Origin of the sequence: Corallococcus sp. CA047B (genome assembly GCF_003612065.1) — a bacterium.
GTDB classification, from domain to species: Bacteria; Myxococcota; Myxococcia; order Myxococcales; family Myxococcaceae; genus Corallococcus; species Corallococcus praedator.
The window spans coordinates 13867-32650 of the sequence record NZ_RAWD01000066.1 but is presented as its reverse complement, the minus strand read 5'-3'; the positions used below and the strand labels follow the sequence as shown (position 1 = coordinate 32650).

The 18784-nt window shown below is 70.1% G+C and carries 13 protein-coding genes; 9 read left to right on the top strand and 4 right to left on the bottom strand.

All coding sequences use genetic code 11. The features are described from left to right. Positions 1-43: 43 nt before the first annotated feature. A complete protein-coding gene (locus tag D7X74_RS13375; protein ID WP_120533334.1) occupies positions 44-535 on the top strand; it encodes an ankyrin repeat domain-containing protein in 492 nt (163 codons plus the stop codon). A gap of 52 nt (positions 536-587) precedes the next feature. Here the strand turns inward: D7X74_RS13375 and D7X74_RS13370 are convergent, their stop codons facing one another. Beyond that, the gene (locus D7X74_RS13370) at positions 588-2492 is read right to left on the bottom strand and encodes a transketolase (RefSeq protein ID WP_120533332.1); all 1905 of its coding nucleotides are present in this window, start codon (positions 2490-2492) and stop codon (positions 588-590) included. 208 nt (positions 2493-2700) lie between these two features. Between D7X74_RS13370 and tal the strand changes: the two genes are divergently transcribed. Together tal and D7X74_RS13360 are read left to right on the top strand one after the other, a co-directional pair. Further along, on the top strand, positions 2701-3822 hold the full coding sequence (gene tal, locus D7X74_RS13365; protein ID WP_120533331.1) for a transaldolase: 1122 nt from the start codon (positions 2701-2703) through the stop codon (positions 3820-3822). Positions 3823-3938: 116 nt separating this feature from the next. Next, positions 3939-5348, top strand: a complete 1410-nt coding sequence (locus tag D7X74_RS13360; protein ID WP_120533330.1) for a hypothetical protein — start codon at positions 3939-3941, stop codon at positions 5346-5348. A gap of 28 nt (positions 5349-5376) precedes the next feature. Here D7X74_RS13360 and D7X74_RS13355 read toward each other — a convergent pair whose 3' ends face one another. Together D7X74_RS13355 and D7X74_RS13350 are read right to left on the bottom strand one after the other, a co-directional pair. Then, the gene (locus tag D7X74_RS13355; RefSeq protein WP_158622227.1) at positions 5377-6027 is read right to left on the bottom strand and encodes a hypothetical protein; all 651 of its coding nucleotides are present in this window, start codon (positions 6025-6027) and stop codon (positions 5377-5379) included. Then, the gene (locus tag D7X74_RS13350) at positions 5958-6479 is read right to left on the bottom strand and encodes a radical SAM protein (protein WP_120533328.1); all 522 of its coding nucleotides are present in this window, start codon (positions 6477-6479) and stop codon (positions 5958-5960) included. Before D7X74_RS13350 ends, D7X74_RS13355 begins: the two co-directional genes overlap by 70 nt. A gap of 80 nt (positions 6480-6559) precedes the next feature. On the opposite strand from D7X74_RS13350, the gene D7X74_RS13345 reads away from it, so the two are divergent. The 3 genes from D7X74_RS13345 (at position 6560) to D7X74_RS13335 (ending at position 10153) form a co-directional block, all read left to right on the top strand. Next, positions 6560-8227, top strand: a complete 1668-nt coding sequence (locus D7X74_RS13345; protein ID WP_120533327.1) for an OTU domain-containing protein — start codon at positions 6560-6562, stop codon at positions 8225-8227. Positions 8228-8345: 118 nt separating this feature from the next. Next, positions 8346-9509 carry a sensor histidine kinase gene (locus tag D7X74_RS13340; RefSeq protein ID WP_120533326.1) on the top strand — a complete coding sequence of 388 codons (1164 nt, stop codon included), beginning with the start codon at positions 8346-8348 and terminating at the stop codon, positions 9507-9509. Next, the gene (locus D7X74_RS13335; RefSeq protein WP_120533333.1) at positions 9506-10153 is read left to right on the top strand and encodes a response regulator transcription factor; all 648 of its coding nucleotides are present in this window, start codon (positions 9506-9508) and stop codon (positions 10151-10153) included. The genes D7X74_RS13340 and D7X74_RS13335 overlap by 4 nt, the downstream gene beginning before the upstream one ends. Positions 10154-10193: 40 nt before the next feature. Here the strand turns inward: D7X74_RS13335 and D7X74_RS13330 are convergent, their stop codons facing one another. Then, complete coding sequence (locus tag D7X74_RS13330) at positions 10194-10841, bottom strand: hypothetical protein (RefSeq protein WP_120533325.1); 648 nt, start codon at positions 10839-10841, stop codon at positions 10194-10196. 244 nt (positions 10842-11085) lie between these two features. Here D7X74_RS13330 and D7X74_RS13325 point away from each other — a divergent pair, with 244 nt between their 5' ends. The 3 genes from D7X74_RS13325 to D7X74_RS13315 are packed head-to-tail and all read left to right on the top strand — an operon-like array spanning position 11086 to position 18769. After that, the gene (locus D7X74_RS13325; protein WP_120533324.1) at positions 11086-14778 is read left to right on the top strand and encodes a hypothetical protein; all 3693 of its coding nucleotides are present in this window, start codon (positions 11086-11088) and stop codon (positions 14776-14778) included. Beyond that, on the top strand, positions 14775-15314 hold the full coding sequence (locus D7X74_RS13320) for a DUF1318 domain-containing protein (protein ID WP_120533323.1): 540 nt from the start codon (positions 14775-14777) through the stop codon (positions 15312-15314). Before D7X74_RS13325 ends, D7X74_RS13320 begins: the two co-directional genes overlap by 4 nt. Further along, positions 15308-18769 carry a PD40 domain-containing protein gene (locus tag D7X74_RS13315; protein ID WP_120533322.1) on the top strand — a complete coding sequence of 1154 codons (3462 nt, stop codon included), beginning with the start codon at positions 15308-15310 and terminating at the stop codon, positions 18767-18769. The genes D7X74_RS13320 and D7X74_RS13315 overlap by 7 nt, the downstream gene beginning before the upstream one ends. The last annotated feature ends 15 nt before the right edge of the window (positions 18770-18784 follow it).

The window sequence follows — 18784 nt, the reverse complement described above, 5'->3', positions numbered from 1 at the left end:
GCACCCCGCCTCCCCGCCGGGCGCCGCCCCCGACGAGGCCGCCCTGCAGGAGCTGGCGAGGAGCGCCTTCACCTTCGTCCGCGCGGGGGACGCCCAGGCGTTGCGCCAACTGCTCGACGCCGGACTGCCCCTGGGACTGCGCAACGAGCGCGGAGATTCGCTGCTGATGCTGGCCAGCTACCTCGGCCATGAGGACGTCACCCGGCTGCTGCTGGAGCGCGGGGCGGATCCGGAGCGGACCAACGACGGAGGGCAGACGCCGCTCGCAGGGGCGGCCTTCAAGGGCCACCTCGCCATCGCCACGCTGCTGCTGGACCGGGGCGCACGGGTGGATGGCGCGGGCCCGGATGGGCGCACGCCGCTGATGTTCGCGGCCATGTTCGACAAGCTGGAGATGGTGGAGCTGCTGCTCCAGCGCGGCGCGAACCCGAACCATCGGAGTGCGGACGGGAGCACGGTCCTGACCGCCGCCCGGTCCATGGGCGGCACGCGCGTGGCCGCCCGGCTGGAGGCCCTGGCCTCGGGACAGTCCTGAACCAGCGCGGACCTGGAGGCGCCTTCAGGCTCCAAGCTCCAGGCTTGGAGCCTTACGCGTTCGTGTGACCCCAGGTGCGCTCCTCCCGCGTCCCCTGGCCCTCCGTGTCCAGCGGCGAGTCCTCCACCAGGGAGGTGACGCTGTCCACGATGTGCTCCGCGTCGATGCCGGCCGCGCTCAACAGCTCCGCCGGCTTGCCGGAGCCGGGCAGCTTCTTCACCGCGAGGCGCGCCACGGTGGGCAGTTGCTCGCGCTCGCCCGTGAAGGCCTCCAGCACCGCGTCCCCCAGGCCGCCCTCGGCCCAGTGGTCCTCGACCACCAGGAGCCGGCCCTGCGCCTCACGCGCGGCCTTGCGCAGCGTCTTCACGTCCACCGGCTTCACCGAATAGAGGTCGATGACGCGCACCAGGACGCCGTCCTCCTTCAGCAGTTCGTACGCCTTGAGCGCCTCGTGCAGCGTGATGCCGGCGGCCACCACCGTCACCACGTCCCGGTCGGACTGCCGCAGCACCTTGCACCCACCCAGGGGGAACTCCTCCGACGCGGGGTAGAGCACCGGCGTCTTCTCCCGCGTGCTGCGCAGGTAGGTGATGCCCTTGCACTCCACCAACTGGGCCATCAGCTTCGCGGTCTGGTTGGCGTCGCTCGGGTAGACCACGGTGCTGCCGGCCACCGCGCGCATCATCGCCAGGTCCTCCAGCGCCATCTGGGACGGCCCATCCTCACCGATGGAGACGCCCGCGTGGCTGCCGCACAGGTGCACCGTGGCGTTGGAGATGGCCGCCATGCGGATCTGATCATACGCGCGCGACAGGAAGGCCGCGAAGGTGCTCACGAAGGCGCGCTTGTTCAGCACCGCCATGCCCACCGCGGTGGACACCATGTTCTGCTCGGCGATGTACATCTCGAAGTAGCGCTGGGGATGCGCCTTGTGGAACTCCTGCGAGTACGTGGAGTTGGAGACCTCCGCGTCCAGCGCCACCACGTCCGGGCGCGCGTTGCCCAGCGCCAGGAGCGCGTCGCCGTACGCCTTGCGCGTGGCCTCCTTCTGGCCGACTTCATACGTGGGCAGCTTCAGCGGCGCGGCCGCGTCCTGACCGGAGGGCTTCAGCGCGTCCGGCTTCTGCACCTGGATGCGCACGTCGCGCTCGCCGCCCAGCTCCTGGATGGCCTCCTTCGCCTTGTCCTCGGGGAGCGGCTTGCCGTGCCAGCCCTCCTGGTTGGCGATGAGCGAGTAGCCGCGGCCCTTCTCCGTCTTGAAGACGAGGCAGGTGGGCTGGCCCTTCTTGCCCTGGGCTTCGGCGAACGCGCGGTCGATGGCGCCCAGGTCGTGCCCGTCCACGGCCAGCGCATGCCAGCCGAAGGCCCGGGCGCGGGCGAGGTACACCTCCGCGTTCCAGCCCAGCTCCGTCTGCGTGCTCTGCCCCAGCCGGTTCATGTCGATGAGCGCGCAGAGGTTGTCGAGCTGGTAGTGGCCGGCCTTGTCGAACGCCTCCCACACGGAGCCCTCCGCCGTCTCGCTGTCGCCCATCATCACGTAGGTGCGAAAGGGCAGCCGGTCCAACCGCGCGGCGAGCGCCATGCCGACGCCGATGGCCAGCCCCTGTCCCAGGGAGCCGGTGGCCACGTCCACGAGCGGCAGCACGTGCGGGTTGGGGTGGCCCTCCAGCCGGCTGCCGAACTGGCGCAGCGTCATCAGCTCCTTGTCATCAATGGCGCCCGCTGCCTTGAACGCGGAGTAGAGGACCGGGCAGGCGTGGCCCTTGGAGAGCACGAAGCGGTCGTTGTTGGGCGCCTTGGGCTGCTGGAAGTCGAAGCGCAGGTACTTCTGGAACAGCACCGCCAGGATGTCCGCGGCGGACATGGACGAGCTGGGATGGCCCGAACCCGCCGCCGTGGTGCAGCGGATGCTGTCGATGCGCAGCTGCGCCGCGAGGTCCGCCAAGGTGTCCGCCATCGTCTCGCTCCCGGGAAAAGGGGGCACACCGGTGCCCTCCGTACTGTGTTGACTGCACCGGTCCACGAGAAGCGGCCCACCCCGCTGGCCCCCGACCCAGGCAGAATCCGCGAGTGCCTGCCCCCCTGCTCGGACATGGGGGGCCGGACGTGGTCATTTTTAGCCAACGCCATCCGGGAGCCCTTCGCGCTCCCCCGGAGAGAACCCCATGAATCCGCTTCGACAGCTTGCCGAGTCTGGCCAATCCCTCTGGGTGGACAACCTCCAGCGCAGCTACATCACGAAGGGCACCCTGAAGAAGTTCATCGACGAGGACGGGCTCAAGGGCCTTACCTCCAATCCGACCATCTTCCAGAAGGCGGTGTCGGGCAGCGAGGACTACCAGGACCTCTTCGACGCGGCGAAGGGCAAGGGCCTGTCCGGCAACGACCTCTACGAGCAGCTCGCGGTGCGCGACGTCCAGGGCGCGGCGGACATCCTCGCCCCGGTCTACCAGGCGACGAAGGGCCAGGACGGCTACGCGTCGCTGGAGGTGTCGCCCCGGCTCGCGCTCGACACGAAGGGCACGCTGGAGGAGGCGCGGCGGCTGTGGAAGACGCTTTCGCGCCCCAACGTGATGATCAAGGTCCCGGGCACGCTGCCGGGGCTGCCGGCCTTCCAAGAGCTCACCTCCGAAGGCATCAACGTCAACGTCACGCTGCTCTTCAGCCAGGAGCGCTACAAGGCCATCGCGGAGGCCTACGTGTCCGGCCTGGAGAAGTTCGCCGCGTCGGGCGGAGACGTGTCGAGGGTCGCGAGCGTGGCGTCGTTCTTCATCAGCCGCATCGACGCCATCGTGGACAAGGAGATTGAAAAGAAGGTGAAGGCGGGCGCCACCGCCGAACAGCAGAAGGCGCTGGAGGGCCTGAGCGGCAAGGTGGCCATCGCGAACGCGAAGCTCGCCTACCGCACCTTCAAGCAGGTCTTCAGCGGGGCCCGGTGGGAGGCGCTCGCGAAGAAGGGCGCGAAGGTGCAGCGCGTGCTCTGGGCGAGCACCAGCACCAAGAGCCCCAAGCTGCGCGACGTGCTCTACGTGGAGGAGCTCATCGGCAAGGACACGGTGAACACCATGCCGCCCGCGACGATTGATGCGTTCCGCGACCACGGCAAGGTGCGCCCGAGCCTGGAGGAGGACCTCCCGGGCGCGGAGGCGACGATGCGCCAGTTGGAGGCCGCCGGCATCTCCATGAAGACCGTCACGGACCAACTGGCCACCGACGGCATCCGCCTGTTCGAGGAATCCTTCGACCAGCTGCTGTCCGCGGTGGGCGAGAAGCTCGCGAAGACCTGACGCGGCGAAGGCACCGCCCGGGCGGCCGGAAACACTCGCACCCCCTCGGGGTGCTCCTTGAAAGACAATTCCCTGCACGCGACCTTCCGGACGCTTCACGCCGGAAGGAGAAGACAATGCATGTCAGGAATTGGAGCGCCCTGGGGTGGCTGGGGTTGGTGGTGGCCGGATGTGGGGTGGAGGACGCCCGTGGAGTGACGGCCCAGGCGTGCCCCGTAGGGGTGGCGTCACGGGTGAAGGCCATCAACTCCGCCCTGGCCAACCCCACCGATGTGCGGGGGACGTTCTACTTCACCACCGGCGCCCCCGGGGGCGGCACCATCCTGTGGCGCAGCGATGGCACGGATGCGGGCACCGTCCAGGTGAGGGTGTATCCAACGGGCATCTACGCGCCCGGAACCACCGCGGCGGTGGGCAACACGCTCTACTTCCAGCTCGCAGAGCTGGGCGTGGCGATGGAACAGCTCTGGTTGAGCGATGGGACGTCCAGTGGAACCCGGTTCCTCAGGTCCTTCCCGCGCGACGACAGCATCGGGCCCACGTCCTCGCTGTTCAGCCTCACCTCCATCAGCGGCCGGCTGGTCTTCTTCCACGTGCCGCCGGGAGGCGCGCCCGAGCTGTGGCGTTCGGATGGAACGAGCGCGGGCACGCAGCGGGTCGCGCAGCTTCCCGGGGTGCTCGGGCTGGACCTGGGCCAGACCCTGCACGTCGGCGATGCGCTGCTCTTCTTCCGTTCCCAGGGAGGAAGCACCACGCTGTGGCGCACCGACGGCACGATGACGGGCACGCGCGCCCTCAAGCAGGTGGACGCGGGAGCGGTGCGCATCACGGAGGTGAGCCTGAGGGGAAACCCGGGCCTGTTCATCTTCCAGGACGGCCCGAACCACGAGGTCTGGAAGACGGATGGCACGGCGGGGGGGACCTTCCGGCTGGACGCGTTCGGCAGGCCCGTCCAGTTGCTCGGGACGCTGGGCTCCTCCGAGTACCTGGCGTCCGTGGAGCCGACGACGAGCCGGCTGCGCATCGACCGTCTGTCGTTGGGCGGCGGTGGCAAGACGCTCATCACCACCCTGCCCCCGAACCCGGCGGGCCTGCGGCCCGAGGTGCAGCGGACGACCGTCTCCGGAGTCAGCCTCTACTTCTCGGTGGCCCTGCGCGACGCGAATGGCCTGCGCCAGGAGGTCTCGCTGTGGACGAACAATGGAACCGCCGCGGGGACCCGCCAGCTCTCCCGCACGCTGGCCCTGGATGACTACAACCAATCCCCCGTGTTCGCCACGGGAGGGGGCGTCGTGCTGTTCCATCAATCCATCAACGCGGTCTCCATGCCCTGGTTCACCCGGGGCACCGTGGCGACGACCGGACAGCTGGCGGACGTCGTGGTCCTGGGGGGTTCGAATCCCAGACAGGAGCCGTTCGTCCGCTCGGGCAACCGCATCTTCTTCTCCGCCATCGAGGACACCGGCCTGGCCCAGCTCTGGTCCGCGCCGGTCAGCTTCACCTGCCCGCCGGGGTTGAGCGAATAACGCCCAGGAAGGCAGGCACCGGGGGCCGCTACCGCCCCCGGAGTTCCGACTCCAGCTCCACGCGGATGCGGTGCAGGGCCGCCGCGAGCCGGTCCTCGTCGTGCATCTGGACCCGGGCTTCCGCACCCACCAGGGTGCCCAGCTCGACGACCGCGGGCAGGACACGCAGGGGCTCCGTCGTCCTGACGCGCAGGCGGATGCCCCACGGGCTGTCGCTGGCCGTCAGCCGGTCTTCCGGCTTCAGGTAGGGACGCAGCCGCGAACCCAACTCGGGGGGCTGGAGTTCCGTGCCCCGGTAGGTCGCCTCCACGATGACGTGGCGACCGGTGAGCGGCGTCACGCGCATTTCGAAGAGGCGTTGCAGCCTGGAGCCGATGTGGTCCGCCTCCACCAGGACCTCGGTGCCCGCCACGCAGAAGGCACCGTTGAGACTGCGTGCGACCCGGGCCGCGTCCTCGGCGGAAGCGAAGTGGATCAGGAGCCGCTCGGGCCCAAGCCAGGCGTCCCGGTTGGCGAGGTGCAGCGGGAGCTGTTCCTTCCCGGAGGCCCGCACCAGCTCCGCCGCGACGACCGCGCCCTGCTTCCGCGCCAGCGCCTGCAATCGCTCCATCAACGCCGTCGTGTCCTCCTGGGTGTACCTGAACGGCACGAGCCCGAACACCGCACGGTCTCTTCCCACGCGTTGTCGTCATAGAGCGACACGCGCACCTCGCCCAGGTACGGGGACAGCCGCGCCAGGCGCTCCTCGCACAGGAGCGTGCCATTGGTGGTGACATGGATGGCCAGCGGCGTCTCCGTGGCGAGCCGCTGCACGAGCGTGTCGAAGCCCCGGAACGCCAGGGGCTCCCCGCCTCCGAAGGCCACCTCCAGCGTGCCCGCGCGGGCCAGCCCCGAGAGCACCTCGAACGCCGACTCCACCGTCCAGTCGCTCCGGGCCTGGAGGTCGCGGGAGCAGAAGCCGCATGTCAGGTTGCAGGCGTTGGTGATGCCGAACAGGACCAGCCGGGGGGCCTTGCGGCGCAGGTGGCGGGTCGCGGGAGCATCCACGCGCAGGTGCGTGCCCGTCTCGCGGTGGAACCAGAGCAGGGCGCCATCGAGCGCGTGGGGACGCCAAGCAGGAGCAGACACCATCGGGGACCTCGGGGAAGGGAGCGGCACGCCGGCATCGGCCCCATCTGCGCTAGGATGCCTCACCGACCGACGGAGGCACCATGCCCTGCGAACAGCACGAAGCCTCCAACGACTCCTGCTTCGAATGCATCGCCGTCGATGTCGCGACCTTCGCGTTCGAGGTCCCCAACAAGAAGGTCGCGACCCTCCGCGCCAATCTCATCGGCCTGACCAAGCGGGTCGCGCGGGTGACGGCCAGCGAGCTTGATGAGGAGAGCCTCGCGCACCTCGAGCGGCTGGTCGCGGAGGCGAACGGCGCCATCCGCAAGCACGCGGAGGCAGGGCCCAAGGATGTCCTCAGCCTGAAAGACGGCAACAGCGGCTTCGTCGTGCCACTGGATCCCGGACAGTTCACGCCGCTGACCCGGAGCGCCTACCGCCACTTTGTCGGACGGACCGGCTCCTGGCTCGGGCTCTCGGAGATCCAGGTGCTGGCGAAGCGGTTCTACGTGAGCTTCGAGGTCTATTTCGAATCGACCGGTGACTTCTACGACATCGAAGCGATGCAGAGCCGGGACTGCATCATCCGCGGCCACTGCCTCGTCTTCACCGGCAATCACTGGGAGGTGGGCGTCGTCGTGAACCGCGCCGTCACCGCTCGCATCGCCACGAACCCACTCGGCGATTGCTCGCTGGAGGCGTTCCTCACCCTGCTCGCCATCACCAACCCGGTGGTCCCCGCGCGCCTGGCGCGGCGCCTGTGGCACTGGGTCGATGAGTATCGCCTGCTGCGAAACACCCACTGTCTGGACGGTCAGTTCAACGACGCGGTACCGGCCGACAAGGCGGTCGTCGTCACGGACAAGATCCGTGACTTCCTGAGGCGGGGGATGGGGGAGCATGAGATCAACGACGCGCTGATGGCGGTGCCCGGGCTGCGACTGAAGAGCGGTCCGAGCCCGAGTTCGACGGCCCCGTCGAAGGGGGTCGTGAAGTCGACGTTGTCGAGCACGGGCGGCAGGTGGGGCGACTACGTCGCGCACGTCACCAAGTACTTCAAATTGACCCAGTCCCTTGTGTGTCAGACGACGGCCGACAATTCGTTCACGCTCGTCACCAACATCTCGCAGATCGACGCGGCCTCGCTGCTCAAGAAACACGGCGGCGACGTGGCCACCGTGCTCGGCCTGAGCAGCAAGCTTGGCGAGCGCGTCTATCGCCCCGCGAACCTCGAGGACGGCGCCAAGAAGTACCCGGCCGCGCGCCTCACACACATCGGGTTCATGGTCGCGAAGATCGAGCGGACCGACTCGAAGACGGCCTACTTCATGTGCCTCATCGCCAACTTCGCGGTCGGGCGTATCACCGAGAAGCATCCGTACATGACGACCGGCGTGGCGCTTGCCCAGAAGGCGGCCGCCATCCCGAAGCTGGCGGAGTCGAAGTCCGCATCGGAGGCCGAGCTGTTCAGCGCCGCCGACATGCACACCGAGTGCTATTCGCTGTTCATGCTCGACCGGCTCATCCACGGCGTGATCGGCGCAAGCCTGGTGAAGTCCGTGGAGGTCGAGTTCATCCTGCAGCTCGACATGTGCCACCGCTGCCGGCAGGCGACGACCTACTTCCAGCAGAACCACGCCGCCTGCCAGGAGGTGACTCCGTCCTCGGCGCAGAGTGGAGAGCAGATGGACGGAGAGATCGCGCAGGACGTGGCGGCCCTCCTCAAGAGGCCTCCCGTCATGAAGGCCTGGGATCCGTTCGCGAGCTGAGGCGCGTCCAGAGCCTCAGCCCCCCACGCCAGGGTCCACATCCGGCGGCGTGTCATACCGGCCGCATGTGACTTCCGGCACATGGCCCGTCCGCCGTGCTTCGCATAGGGTCCGCGCCATGTCCCAGGGGTCCAGCGTGGCCAGCTCCACCACCAGCCATCACCTGCTGCTCGTGGCTGGGATGCTGACCTGGGCCGTGGTCGGCGTTCCGCACCTTGAGGGCCTCGCGCACGAGCCCGCGCGGTGGATGGCCCCGGACACGCTGCTGTGGTGCGCCGCGTTCCTCACCTTCGGCGGGGCCTTCTGGCGTCAGGCGCGTGAGGAAGGCCGGGGCCAGAGACCGCTGCTCGCCGTGCAGACGGGCGCGGCGCTGGTCTGCCTGGCCATGGGGGATACGGGGCTGGACGGCGCGCTGCTCGCCATCATCGCCGGGCAGGTCCCGGAGATCCTTCCTCAGCGCCGGGCCCTGGCGTGGGTGGGAACCCAGGTGGGGCTCATGTTCGCCGTGTTCGCGGTGCAGCACCCGCCCGTCCGTGCGCTGGTGCAGACCCTCATCTACGCCGGCTTCCAGGGCTTCACGTTCGGCACGGCGCTGGTGATGGTCCGCGAGGCGGAGGCCCGCCGCGAGCTTGCCCGGGTCCATGCGGAGCTCCAGGCCACGCAGGTGCTGCTCGCCACCCGCGAGCGCGAGGGCGAGCGGCTGCGCATCGCGCGCGAGCTGCACGACTCCGTGGGGCACCACCTCACCGCGCTCAGCCTCAACCTGGAGGCCGCCGCGCACACGGCGAAGGACCCCGCCTCCACCGAACACCTGCGCCGCGCCCGCGAGGCCGCGCGCACGCTCCTGTCCGAGGTGCGGGGCACGGTGACGGCGCTGCGCGAAGCGCCCCTGCCCCTGCTGCCCTCGCTGCGCGCGCTCGCGGAGGGTGCCCCGGGGCTCGAAGTGCACCTGGAGGTCCCCGCTTCGCTCGCCCTGGAGTCCTCCGAGGCGGCGCACTCGCTGTTCCGCTGCGTGCAGGAGGTGCTCACCAATACGCTGCGCCATGCCGGGGCCCGCAACCTGTGGATCGCCATCGTGCCCACGGAGGACGGCGGGGTGCGGGTGCACGCGCGGGATGATGGGCGCGGCACGGCGCGGGTGACTCCCGGTTCGGGACTCACCGGCATGCGGGAGCGGTTCACCCGGCTGGGCGGCCGCGTGGAGTGGCGCGCGGCGGCGGGACAGGGACTGGAGCTGGAGGCGTGGTTGCCGGCGACGCCGGAGCCGGGGGTGGACGCGTGAACACCGTCCGCCTGGTGCTCGCGGATGATCACGCCCTGGTGCGCCAGGGACTGCGCAGCCTGTTGGACCTCACGCCCGACCTGCGGGTGGTGGGCGAGGCCTCCGACGGCGAGGAGGCGCTGCGCAAGGTCGCGGAGTTAAATCCGGACGTGGTGCTGATGGACGTGCGCATGCCACGCATGACGGGGCTGGAGGCCTTGCGCGCGCTGCGCCGCACGGATCCGGACCGGCGCGTGGTGCTGCTCACCACCTTCGACGAGGACACCGCCCTCATCGAGGCGCTCCGCGCGGGGGTGCAGGGCTTCCTCCTCAAGGACGTGTCGCTGGAGGAGCTGGCGGAGGCCATCCGGCGTGTCGCCTCCGGCCAGACGCTGCTGCCTCCCGGCATCGCGGAGCGCGTGGCGAGAGGCGTGGCGGAGCTGCCCCGCGACTTCCCCCACGCGGACCTGCCCGAGGGCCTCACCCGCCGCGAGGTGGAGGTGCTGCGCCTCATCGCGCGGGGGCTGAGCAACCGGGAGATCGCCGACGCGCTGGGGACCGCGGAGGGGACGGTGAAGAACCAGACCTCCAGCATCCTCTCCAAGCTGGGCGTGCGGGACCGCACCCGCGCCGTGCTCCGCGCGATGGAGCTTGGCTGCCTCTAAGGATGACCCGGAGGCGCCGCCTGTCATCTTCGCGCCGCCGTCAGAAGCGCACGGCAAGCAGGGGAATGGCGGGGCGGGGCTGAAACCGTTGGGTGCGCACGCCGTCACGGCGGGCCTGGAGGTCGCGCAGTTCCTCTTCCAGCAGGGTCCGCTCCTGGATGAGCGCGTCGCGCCGGTCCTTCTTGGCGTGGGCTGCCCGCGAGCCACCGCTGAAGCCCCCGATGATGAGCCCCACGCCCACCGTGCCAGGCACCGCGAAGAACAGGCCCGCGACCATGAGCACGGCCCCTGTGTCTCCCGCCTCGTTCAAGCCAGCGCCAATGAAGGGAAGGCCGATGAGCAGCAGTGGGGCGAGGACGAAGCCGATAATGGTCATCACCTTGTAGCCAGTGGGGCGGCCCAGGCGGATGGAGTTGATCTCCCCCTGGAGCAGGCTCACCTGCTGCGACAGCTCCGCGATGCGCGCGTCCAGGCCCTCGTCCGTGCCCCGCTCCTGGGTTTCCCGGGCCTCGTTGTCCGGAAACGGCGCCGAGGGAAAGAGCTCCAGCTCCGAGCCCGTGGGCGACTGCGCCACGAGCAGCCGCGCGGACAGGGGGCGTCCATCGAAGGACGGCGCGGGGGACACCAGGGACAGGGAAGAAGAGGTGGGCAACGAGGCCAGCAGGACGGCGGCGACCAGCGACAGCATGGCAGGCGATCCTTTCGCGAATGCGGCGGCAGGGCGAACCTAGCACCGGATGTCTCCGGCCCAGGGCCGTGGAGGGCATGGAGTGTCAGCAGGTGGGAATGACGCCCTCCGGCTCCGGTTGAAGCGGAAACCGGGCGCACGGTGCCGCCCTGCTCGCCCTCCATCTTCCGAGGGGACCTCCGATTGAAGCCCGATTCCGCCGCATGGTAGGACACGGGTGGCCGGCTCGCCTCGACGGAACACCATGGAATCCCCCGGAGCTGGACGGCCTCGTCGGCGATTGAAGCGGATCATCGCGGGCGCCCTGCTCGCGCTCGTCGCGACCGTCGTGCTGCTCCTGGCCGCCGGGGTGGCCGCGCTGCACAACCTCCACCAGCCCTGGCTGAAGCAGCGCATCGTCTCCCAGGTGGAAGCCGCCAGTGGCCTGCGGGTGGACTACCAGGTCGCCCGCATCGCCGTGCTCTCGGGGTTGCACCTGGAAGGACTCGTGGTGCGGACCCCGTCGCCGTTCGAGGGTGCCGCGCCCGAACTGCTGCGCGTCGGGACCCTGGAGGCGCACTGGTCGCTCCGCGCCCTGCTGAGCCGCACACCCCGCGTGGAGCGGGTGGTGGTGCGCGACGTGGCCTTCACCCAGGTGGCCGATGAGGCGGGCCCCACGTCCCTCGATGCCGTGACGGGGCCGGAAGCCCCGGAGCCGACGCCCATCGAAGCCCCCCTTGGAGCCTCCCGGCAGGCCGCGGCCTTCCTGGCCTCCACCCCGCCGTTCGGGACGATTGAACTGTCGGGCGTGTCGTTGGGTTACGTCCTCGTCCGGAACGGGGCCGTGGTCGACCGCTGGTCCCTGCGCGGGCTCGCGGCCGTGGTGGAAGCGAAACGCCTCGATGGGGAATGGAAGCTCTTCGCGGAGCTGGGCCAGCCTGGAAGCCCCCTGCCGCTCGTGCTGGGCCGTGAAGCTCCCACCACGCCCCCGGCCCAGGCCGAGCTGGAGCTGGCCCTCTCGGCGGAGGTGGCTGCCTCCACCGCGCGCGCACGCGTGGACCTCGACGTCGCACGGCAATCCTTCGATCCCCGGTTCACGGTCCACACGCTGCTGCACGGCGCGGTGTCCGCGAAGTTCGAGGGCGAGCAGCAGCACATCATCGTCGACCTGGACCGCACCCGACTGACCGACAGCGCCGAAGTACAGGCCCAGTTGGTGCTTCCGGATGCGGCGGACCTGTCGCCCGTCTTGAACCGGGCCCTGGCGGACGTGGATCTCGGGCGGCTGCTGCAAGCCATTCCCCAGGATCTGCGTCCTGTCGCCCTGGAGCGCGGCAAGGTGCACCTGGACGCCCAGGACGTCACACTCAGCGCCATGCCCCAACTGGGGACGAAGGGCAGGCTGGGGCTGGAGGTGGAGGTCGCGGCGCTCCAGCGCGTCCAGGACACCCTCCGGGCGTCACTCAGCGAAGGACGCATCACCCTGGCGGCAACCCCGGATCCCCAGCAGGGGCTCACCGCCCAGCTCGGCTTCGCGCTCCAGGGGCTGGACGTCCGGGGGCCCACCGCGCTCCGCATCCCCAAGGCCTCCGGCGAGCTGAAGGGGAATCAGTTGCGGCCAGACCCTGCATCGCCCCTCCAGGTCGCGGGGGACGTGGCCTTGTCTGGAATGGTGGAGTCACTGGACGTCCGCGCCTCCGGGCTCCAGGTGATGGCGGAGCGTCTGGGATTGCGTCTCCAGGCTCCGCTCGCGGGCAAGCCTCCCTTCACGCTGAAGGCAGACATCCCCGTGGGGATGCTCCAGCTCGTCACGGCGGAGGGACGCGAGTTGCTGAAGGGCCCGGTGAACGTGAAGCTCCACGCGTCGGAGGTGTTCCCTCATTCGGAGGAGCCCCGACTCAGCCGCGCCCGCGCCCATCTGGACCTGGACGTCGGCACGATGCACGCGTCGCTGGATGCCACCAAGGGAGCCGACGACGTCGCCTACACCCTGGACGTCCAGACCCCGGACCTCATCGCCGCACGGCCCTTCATCCCGGACGACGTTGCCGCGCATGTGCCCTGGAAGCAGTTGGGGGTGGCCCTGGCCTCCAAAGGCAGACTGACGGCCCTCTTCTCCAACTCGCCCCGCCTGGAGCATCGGACGGAGCTGCGCTTGCAGCGGCCGGGCTGGGACGATGTGACGGCGGGCAGCGCGACCCTCGTGCTGGACTCTCGCGGCGATGCCTGGCGGCACCAGGGCGAGCTGGACCTCCAGCTCGAAGGGCTGCGCATCGGTGAGAGCGACGCGGGCCCCCAGCATCAACGCCTCACGCTGGACATGGATCGCCGCAAGCCGTCGCTTCGACTGGGACTCACCAGCCAGGCAGGGCTGAAGGTGGAGGTGGACGCCGCGCTGGCCTTCGACCGCAAGGCCCGAGCGCTTCGCGTGGATGTGAAGGGCGACCTTCCACCCCTGGGTCCCCTGTCCCCCCTCCTGGTCCGGGCCCGGGTGCCCAAGGAGCTGGAGCCCTCGAAGCTGGCGCTCAAAGGCGAGGTGCACGGCACGCTGTTCGGCGTGTTCACGGGCTTCGCCTCGGACGGGACCCCGCGCCTGACCCCGGATCCGCTGCGCACCGCCGCCTTCGAGGGGACCGCGGTGGTGGACGGGCAGGGACTCCGCTGGAGACAGGATGGCCTGTCCATCAGCCTCCCCGAAGCGCACTGGCAGGCCGAGTCCCACGTCGACGGCTCACGTCGCGGCATCCACACCCGACTGACGGCGGAGAAGCTCTCCGTGAACCTGAACGACCGCCGACTGTCGTTCACCGGCGTGTCGAGCGACACCACCGTCGCCTTCACCGACAAGCTGGAAGCGGATGAGATGGAGGGCAAGCACCAGATCAAGGTCCGCACCCTGGAGCAGAAACCGGCGCTGCCCTACCCCCTCCCCATCCAGGACCTGGAGGCGTCGTTCACCGTCCGCCACAAACCCCACGGCGTCATCCACGTCCCCGACCTGAAGCTGATCAACCCCGGGACCGGGACCGAGCTCAACGTGCAGGGCCGGCTGGACCTCAGTGACGGCCGGCGCCGTCTGGCCTTCCGGGGGGCGCTGGAGCAGGACCTGTCCCGGCTCGCGCAGCCCGGCCGTCTGGAGAGCAGCGGCAAGGTCTCCGTCGACTTCCGGGTGGCGTCGCCCGACCTCGTGAGCTTCCGGACCCTCTCCCACCTGCTCTTCCAGAACGTGAACCTGCGGATGCCTGAGTCCGGCGTCGCCATCGAAACGCTCGATGGCAGCGTGCCGCTGACGGAGAACGTGGCGTTCACCGAAGGCCAGATGCAGTTGCTGAACGACAGCGACGTCAATCCCTACTCAATGCTTCGCTTCGCCGACCAGCATCCCCTGCTCTCGCGCAGCAGCTTCGTGTCGGTGGGCCGCATCACCACGCCGATGCTCACCATCGCACCCCTGGCCGGCAACCTGTCCATCCACCAGAACGTGGTGTCCATGAGCCAGTTGGAGATGGGCGTCCGGGGCGGGCGCATCACCGGCCAGTGCCTGCTGGACTGGAAGGGCAAGAACTCCACGCTGGAGGCCCACGTGCGGGCGACGGGCGTGAAGTCGTCCCGGGGCGAGCCCTTCGACGGCAATGCCGCCGTGGTCATCTCCGCACGGGAGCGCAGCGTCAACGGGCGCGCGGAGATCCTGCGCATCGGCAACCGCCACCTGCTCGACCTGCTCGACCTGGAGGATCCGCGCCACGTGGATCCCGCCACCAACCGCATCCGCTACGCATTGGGACTGGGCTACCCGGAGCACGTGCGGCTGAGCTTCAATCACGGCTTCGGCAGCCTGCGCATCACCATGGGCGGTCTGGCCCAGTTGATCAGCATCGATGAGATTCGTGGCATCCCCATGGGCCCGCTCGTCGACCGGATGCTCCTGTCCCTGACTCCTCCAGAGGCCACGCCATGAAACACCGTGGGTTGCTGCTCCTTGCCACCCTGGCCGCCCCCGGCTGCATCCGCGCCCCGGAGATCGTCATGGTCGACCGCGCGACGGCGCTCGAGGAACAGGCCTCGGGTTCGTTCAAGGACGTGGAGCAGCGGCTGGCCCGCGCGGGCATGAGCCCCACGCCGGTGCCGCTCACGCCCAACCAACTGGAGGACCTGGGCATCCAGCCCACGCCGCTCGTGGAGAACATCGGCAAGACGCAGGCGGACCGCGTCGACGACCTGCTGCGGCGCCACTGCGTGGGCGAGGGCCGGGAGGGGCTCCTGGTGGTCACCCGGCGCCAGTGTCAGGCCGGGCGCCTGTCCTCCGACGACGTCGCGCTGGTGGACCGGGTGAACCGCGGCCGGATGCAGTTGTGGCAGTGGATGCGGACCGTGCGCCCGAAGGTGAGCGAAGCAGCGCTGCGCCAGAGCTGGCAGCAGGCGCACGCGGAAGGGGTGGTCTGCGGCGGCTGGGTGGAAGCGGGTGACGGCACCTGGGGAGAGAAGAAGTGCTGACACCCGGCGGCCGGTGGTTCGTGGCCCTGGCCGTACTCCTCGCGAGCACGGCCCTCGCACAGGATGACGAACTCGACGGGGGCATGCGCACGCTCTCGCGGCTCACCGTGGGCGTGGGGGACCAGTTCCTGGGGCAGTTGGGGCCGGACGGGAACACGCTGCTCTTCGTGTCCAACCGCAACATCGCGACCGAGCTCTACGTCCAGGACCTGGAGCAGGGCCGCGAGCGCCGCCTCTTCGACGAAGGCGCGGATGTGACGTGGCCGCGCATCAGCCCCGACGGCAAGCGCCTGCTCTACATCTCGTTCCGGACCCAGGCCAGCGGTCAACTGTGCGTGAGGGACCTGCCGGCCGCCGAGGAGCGCCACTGCCTGGAGGAGGAGACCAGCGCGCTGCAGGCGGAGTGGATCGACGCCTCGCACATCGCGTTGGTGAGCCGCGCGACCATCCAGGGAGACCTGCGTCTGTCGCGGGTCGCGGTGGAGCGCGAGTGGAGCGTGAGCCCGCTGCTCGAGCGCAACCTGACCAGCCCCACCGTCTCTCCCGATGGACGCTGGCTGGTGTACGTCCCCATCGAGCGCTCCGTGCAGCAGGTGGGCCCGGGCTTCGCCGCGCGCGCAGCGTCCCACCTGGAGGCCCTGCGCCTGGACCGCCCTGGAGCGGTCCCCATCCCGCTGGCGCTCGACCTTCCGGGGCAGACCGGACAGCCCGTGTTCGCACGCGATGGGCGCTCGCTGTACGTGGTGCAGTTCTTCACCGACTCCAACGCGGACGGGGTGATTGACGCCAGCGACAGCGGGGTGCTGTTCCGGGTGCCCTTCGAGTCCGAACGCGAGGACGCGCCCGAGCGGGCCGCCGCCTCCAGCCCGGACCAGCTCACCAGCGAGGCCTGGAGCTGCGAGTACCCGTCGCCCGCGGCCGCGTCCCTCGTCGCGACCTGTTCGCGCGACCAGTCACTGGATGTGTATCAACTGCCGCTGGACGGACTGGTCCCCAGCGACTGGGACGTGCCCCGGCTCAATGAAGAGCTGGGGATGGTGGGACGGCGCGCGGACCAGCTCCTGCTCTACCGTCAGCGCCTGCTGCGCGAAGCACGGCCCAAACCACGCCGGCTGCTGATGATGCGCCTGAGCCAGCTCCACCTGGCGTTCGAGGACTTCGACGCGGCGGCCTTCTACGCCCGCCACATGTCATCGGTGGAAGACCCCGCCACCCAGGGTTTGTCGGAGCCGCTGCGGATCCTCATCGAACACCGGCGGGCCCAGAAGGAGCGCGAGCGCGGCCGCATGATGGACGAGCTGAGCGAAGCCGAGCAGCAACGCATGGACGCGTTGGACCCCGCGCATGCGCCCAGCCCGCCCTCCGCCGTCTTCCAGCACGTGGTGCGCAGCGAGTTGGCGGAGGCTTCGGGTGACTTCACCCGGGCGCGCCAGGAATTGGAGGCGGCGCAGGTGACGGACACCACGCCGCGCGCGGTGCTGGAGGCGTGGTTCGAGCGGGCGGACGCGCTGTACCGGACGCTCGACGACCGGGAGGCCCTGCTCGACGCCGGCCGCCGGCTGTCCACGAACAAGGTCTTCAAAGAGGACGACCAGCTCGACTTCGCCCGCGCCGCCGTCCGCGCCATGTATCGGGGACGCCCCTACGCGGAAGCGGATGCCGCGATGGCCCAGGCATTGGAGACGGCACCCGCCGGCTCCGCGTATGCCTTTGCGCTGGAGCTGGGCCGGCACGTCAATGCGTTGCACGAAGAGCGTCCGCCCCGCCCCGTCCGGGATGCGCTGCTGGCGTTCTACCACCGGCAGCAGGACCCGCTCCGCCGCCGCGCGCTGGTGCAGGACTCCGTCGAACGCGCGGCGGGGCTCGGCGCGGACGGGGTGCTGGAGGCCCTGGCCACGGCCTACGTCGAGGACGCGCCGTCCGGCACCCAGGAGGGCCGCCGGGCCGAGCGCCTGTTCCGCCGCGCGATGATGGGCCGCGCCTACCGCCGGCTGGGCCGTCAGCGCACGGACGAGGCCCGCGCCGACTTTGATCTCGTGACGAAGCGAACGGGCTCACTGGAGAGCGCCGTCGAATCCATGAGCCTGCGCCTGCGAGCCGGCGTCAGCCCGGAGGTGGTGGAGAAGGAGGTCTTCACCACGTCCACGAAGTGGCGCGTTCCGCTCACGCACTTCGTGAAGGCCTATCTCACGGCGCGCCAGTTGCCCAAGCTGGAGGACGGTGCCCACGCGCAGGCGGTGGCGGCGGCCGTGAAGGAGCTGCGCACGTCCTGGCCGGAGCTCAAGAACCAGTACGCGGCGCGGGCCCTGTATGGCGCCATCCAGCACGAGGACTTCCTGCGCGGCCGCGACCCCGCCGCCGCCGAGCGCGCCAACCGGCACTACCTGGTCGCCCTGGACCTGGTGCGCAACAACATCCGCTACAAGGCGATGATCCTCGGCGCGCTGGGGACGTTGCACACGCAGGTGGGCAACTACCACATCGCCCTGGGCTACCTGGACCAGCGGGACGCGTATCCCTATGTGGAGAACGGGGCGGGGCTCGCGGTGTCGCTGGCCCGCGCCCGGGCGCTCCTGCACGTCGGCCGGGAGGCGGAGGCCGCGCAGGCGGCGGACCGGGCCCTGGCCATGGTGGATGCCACGCCAAAGCAGGCCCGGTTCGCCACGCTCGCCCTGGATCGCGCGGCGCTCTACAACCTCGCTGCGGGCCGGTTCGAACGGGCGCTGGAGCTCTATGGCCGCGAGCTGCCCGCCGTGGAAGCCAGTCCCCGCGACGCGGAGGGGCTGCGCAACCGGCTGGTGGTGCGCCTGTCCCGCAGCGCCGCCGCGCTGGGCGCGGGTCAACCCCAGCAGGCCTTGGACGACCTGGCTCAGGTGGAGCGGGACCTGGCGCTCCCCGCCGTGCAGGCCACGCTGGGTCAGGCGCGGACCACGCCCCGGCAGGCCCAGCGCGCCTACCGCATCATCGCCGCGGGCCTGCGCGCCAACGCGGCGACCCGGCTCGGGCACCGGGATGACGCGGCCCGCGCGCTCGAACAGCGGCGCGCGCTGTTCCTGGAGCAGTTCGACGAAACGGACCGCGACGAGGACATCCGCGCGGTGACGCTGGCGGAGCTGCGGCTGGCGGAGAACGCCGTGGACCGGCAGGACCCATCGCTCGCGGCCCGCTGGCTGGGCAAGGCGCTGGAGCATGCCGACGCCCTGGTGGAGCGCACCCACGCGCCCGTCGATGCCGGTCAGTTGGACGTGCTCTGGTTCGCGGCACAACTGCATGCGCAGGGAAACACGCGGATGCCCTTCGACGTGCCCCAGCGCCTGGGTCAGGCGCGCCGCACCCTCCTCCAGCAACGCGACCCCGTCTGGCGTCCCTACCTGGAGTGGTTCGACGTTTACTTCGCGCTCGGAGCAACGGAGCACGCTCCATTGCTTGCTCCACAAGGAGCCCCTGGGCCTTGAACATCGACTTCTGGA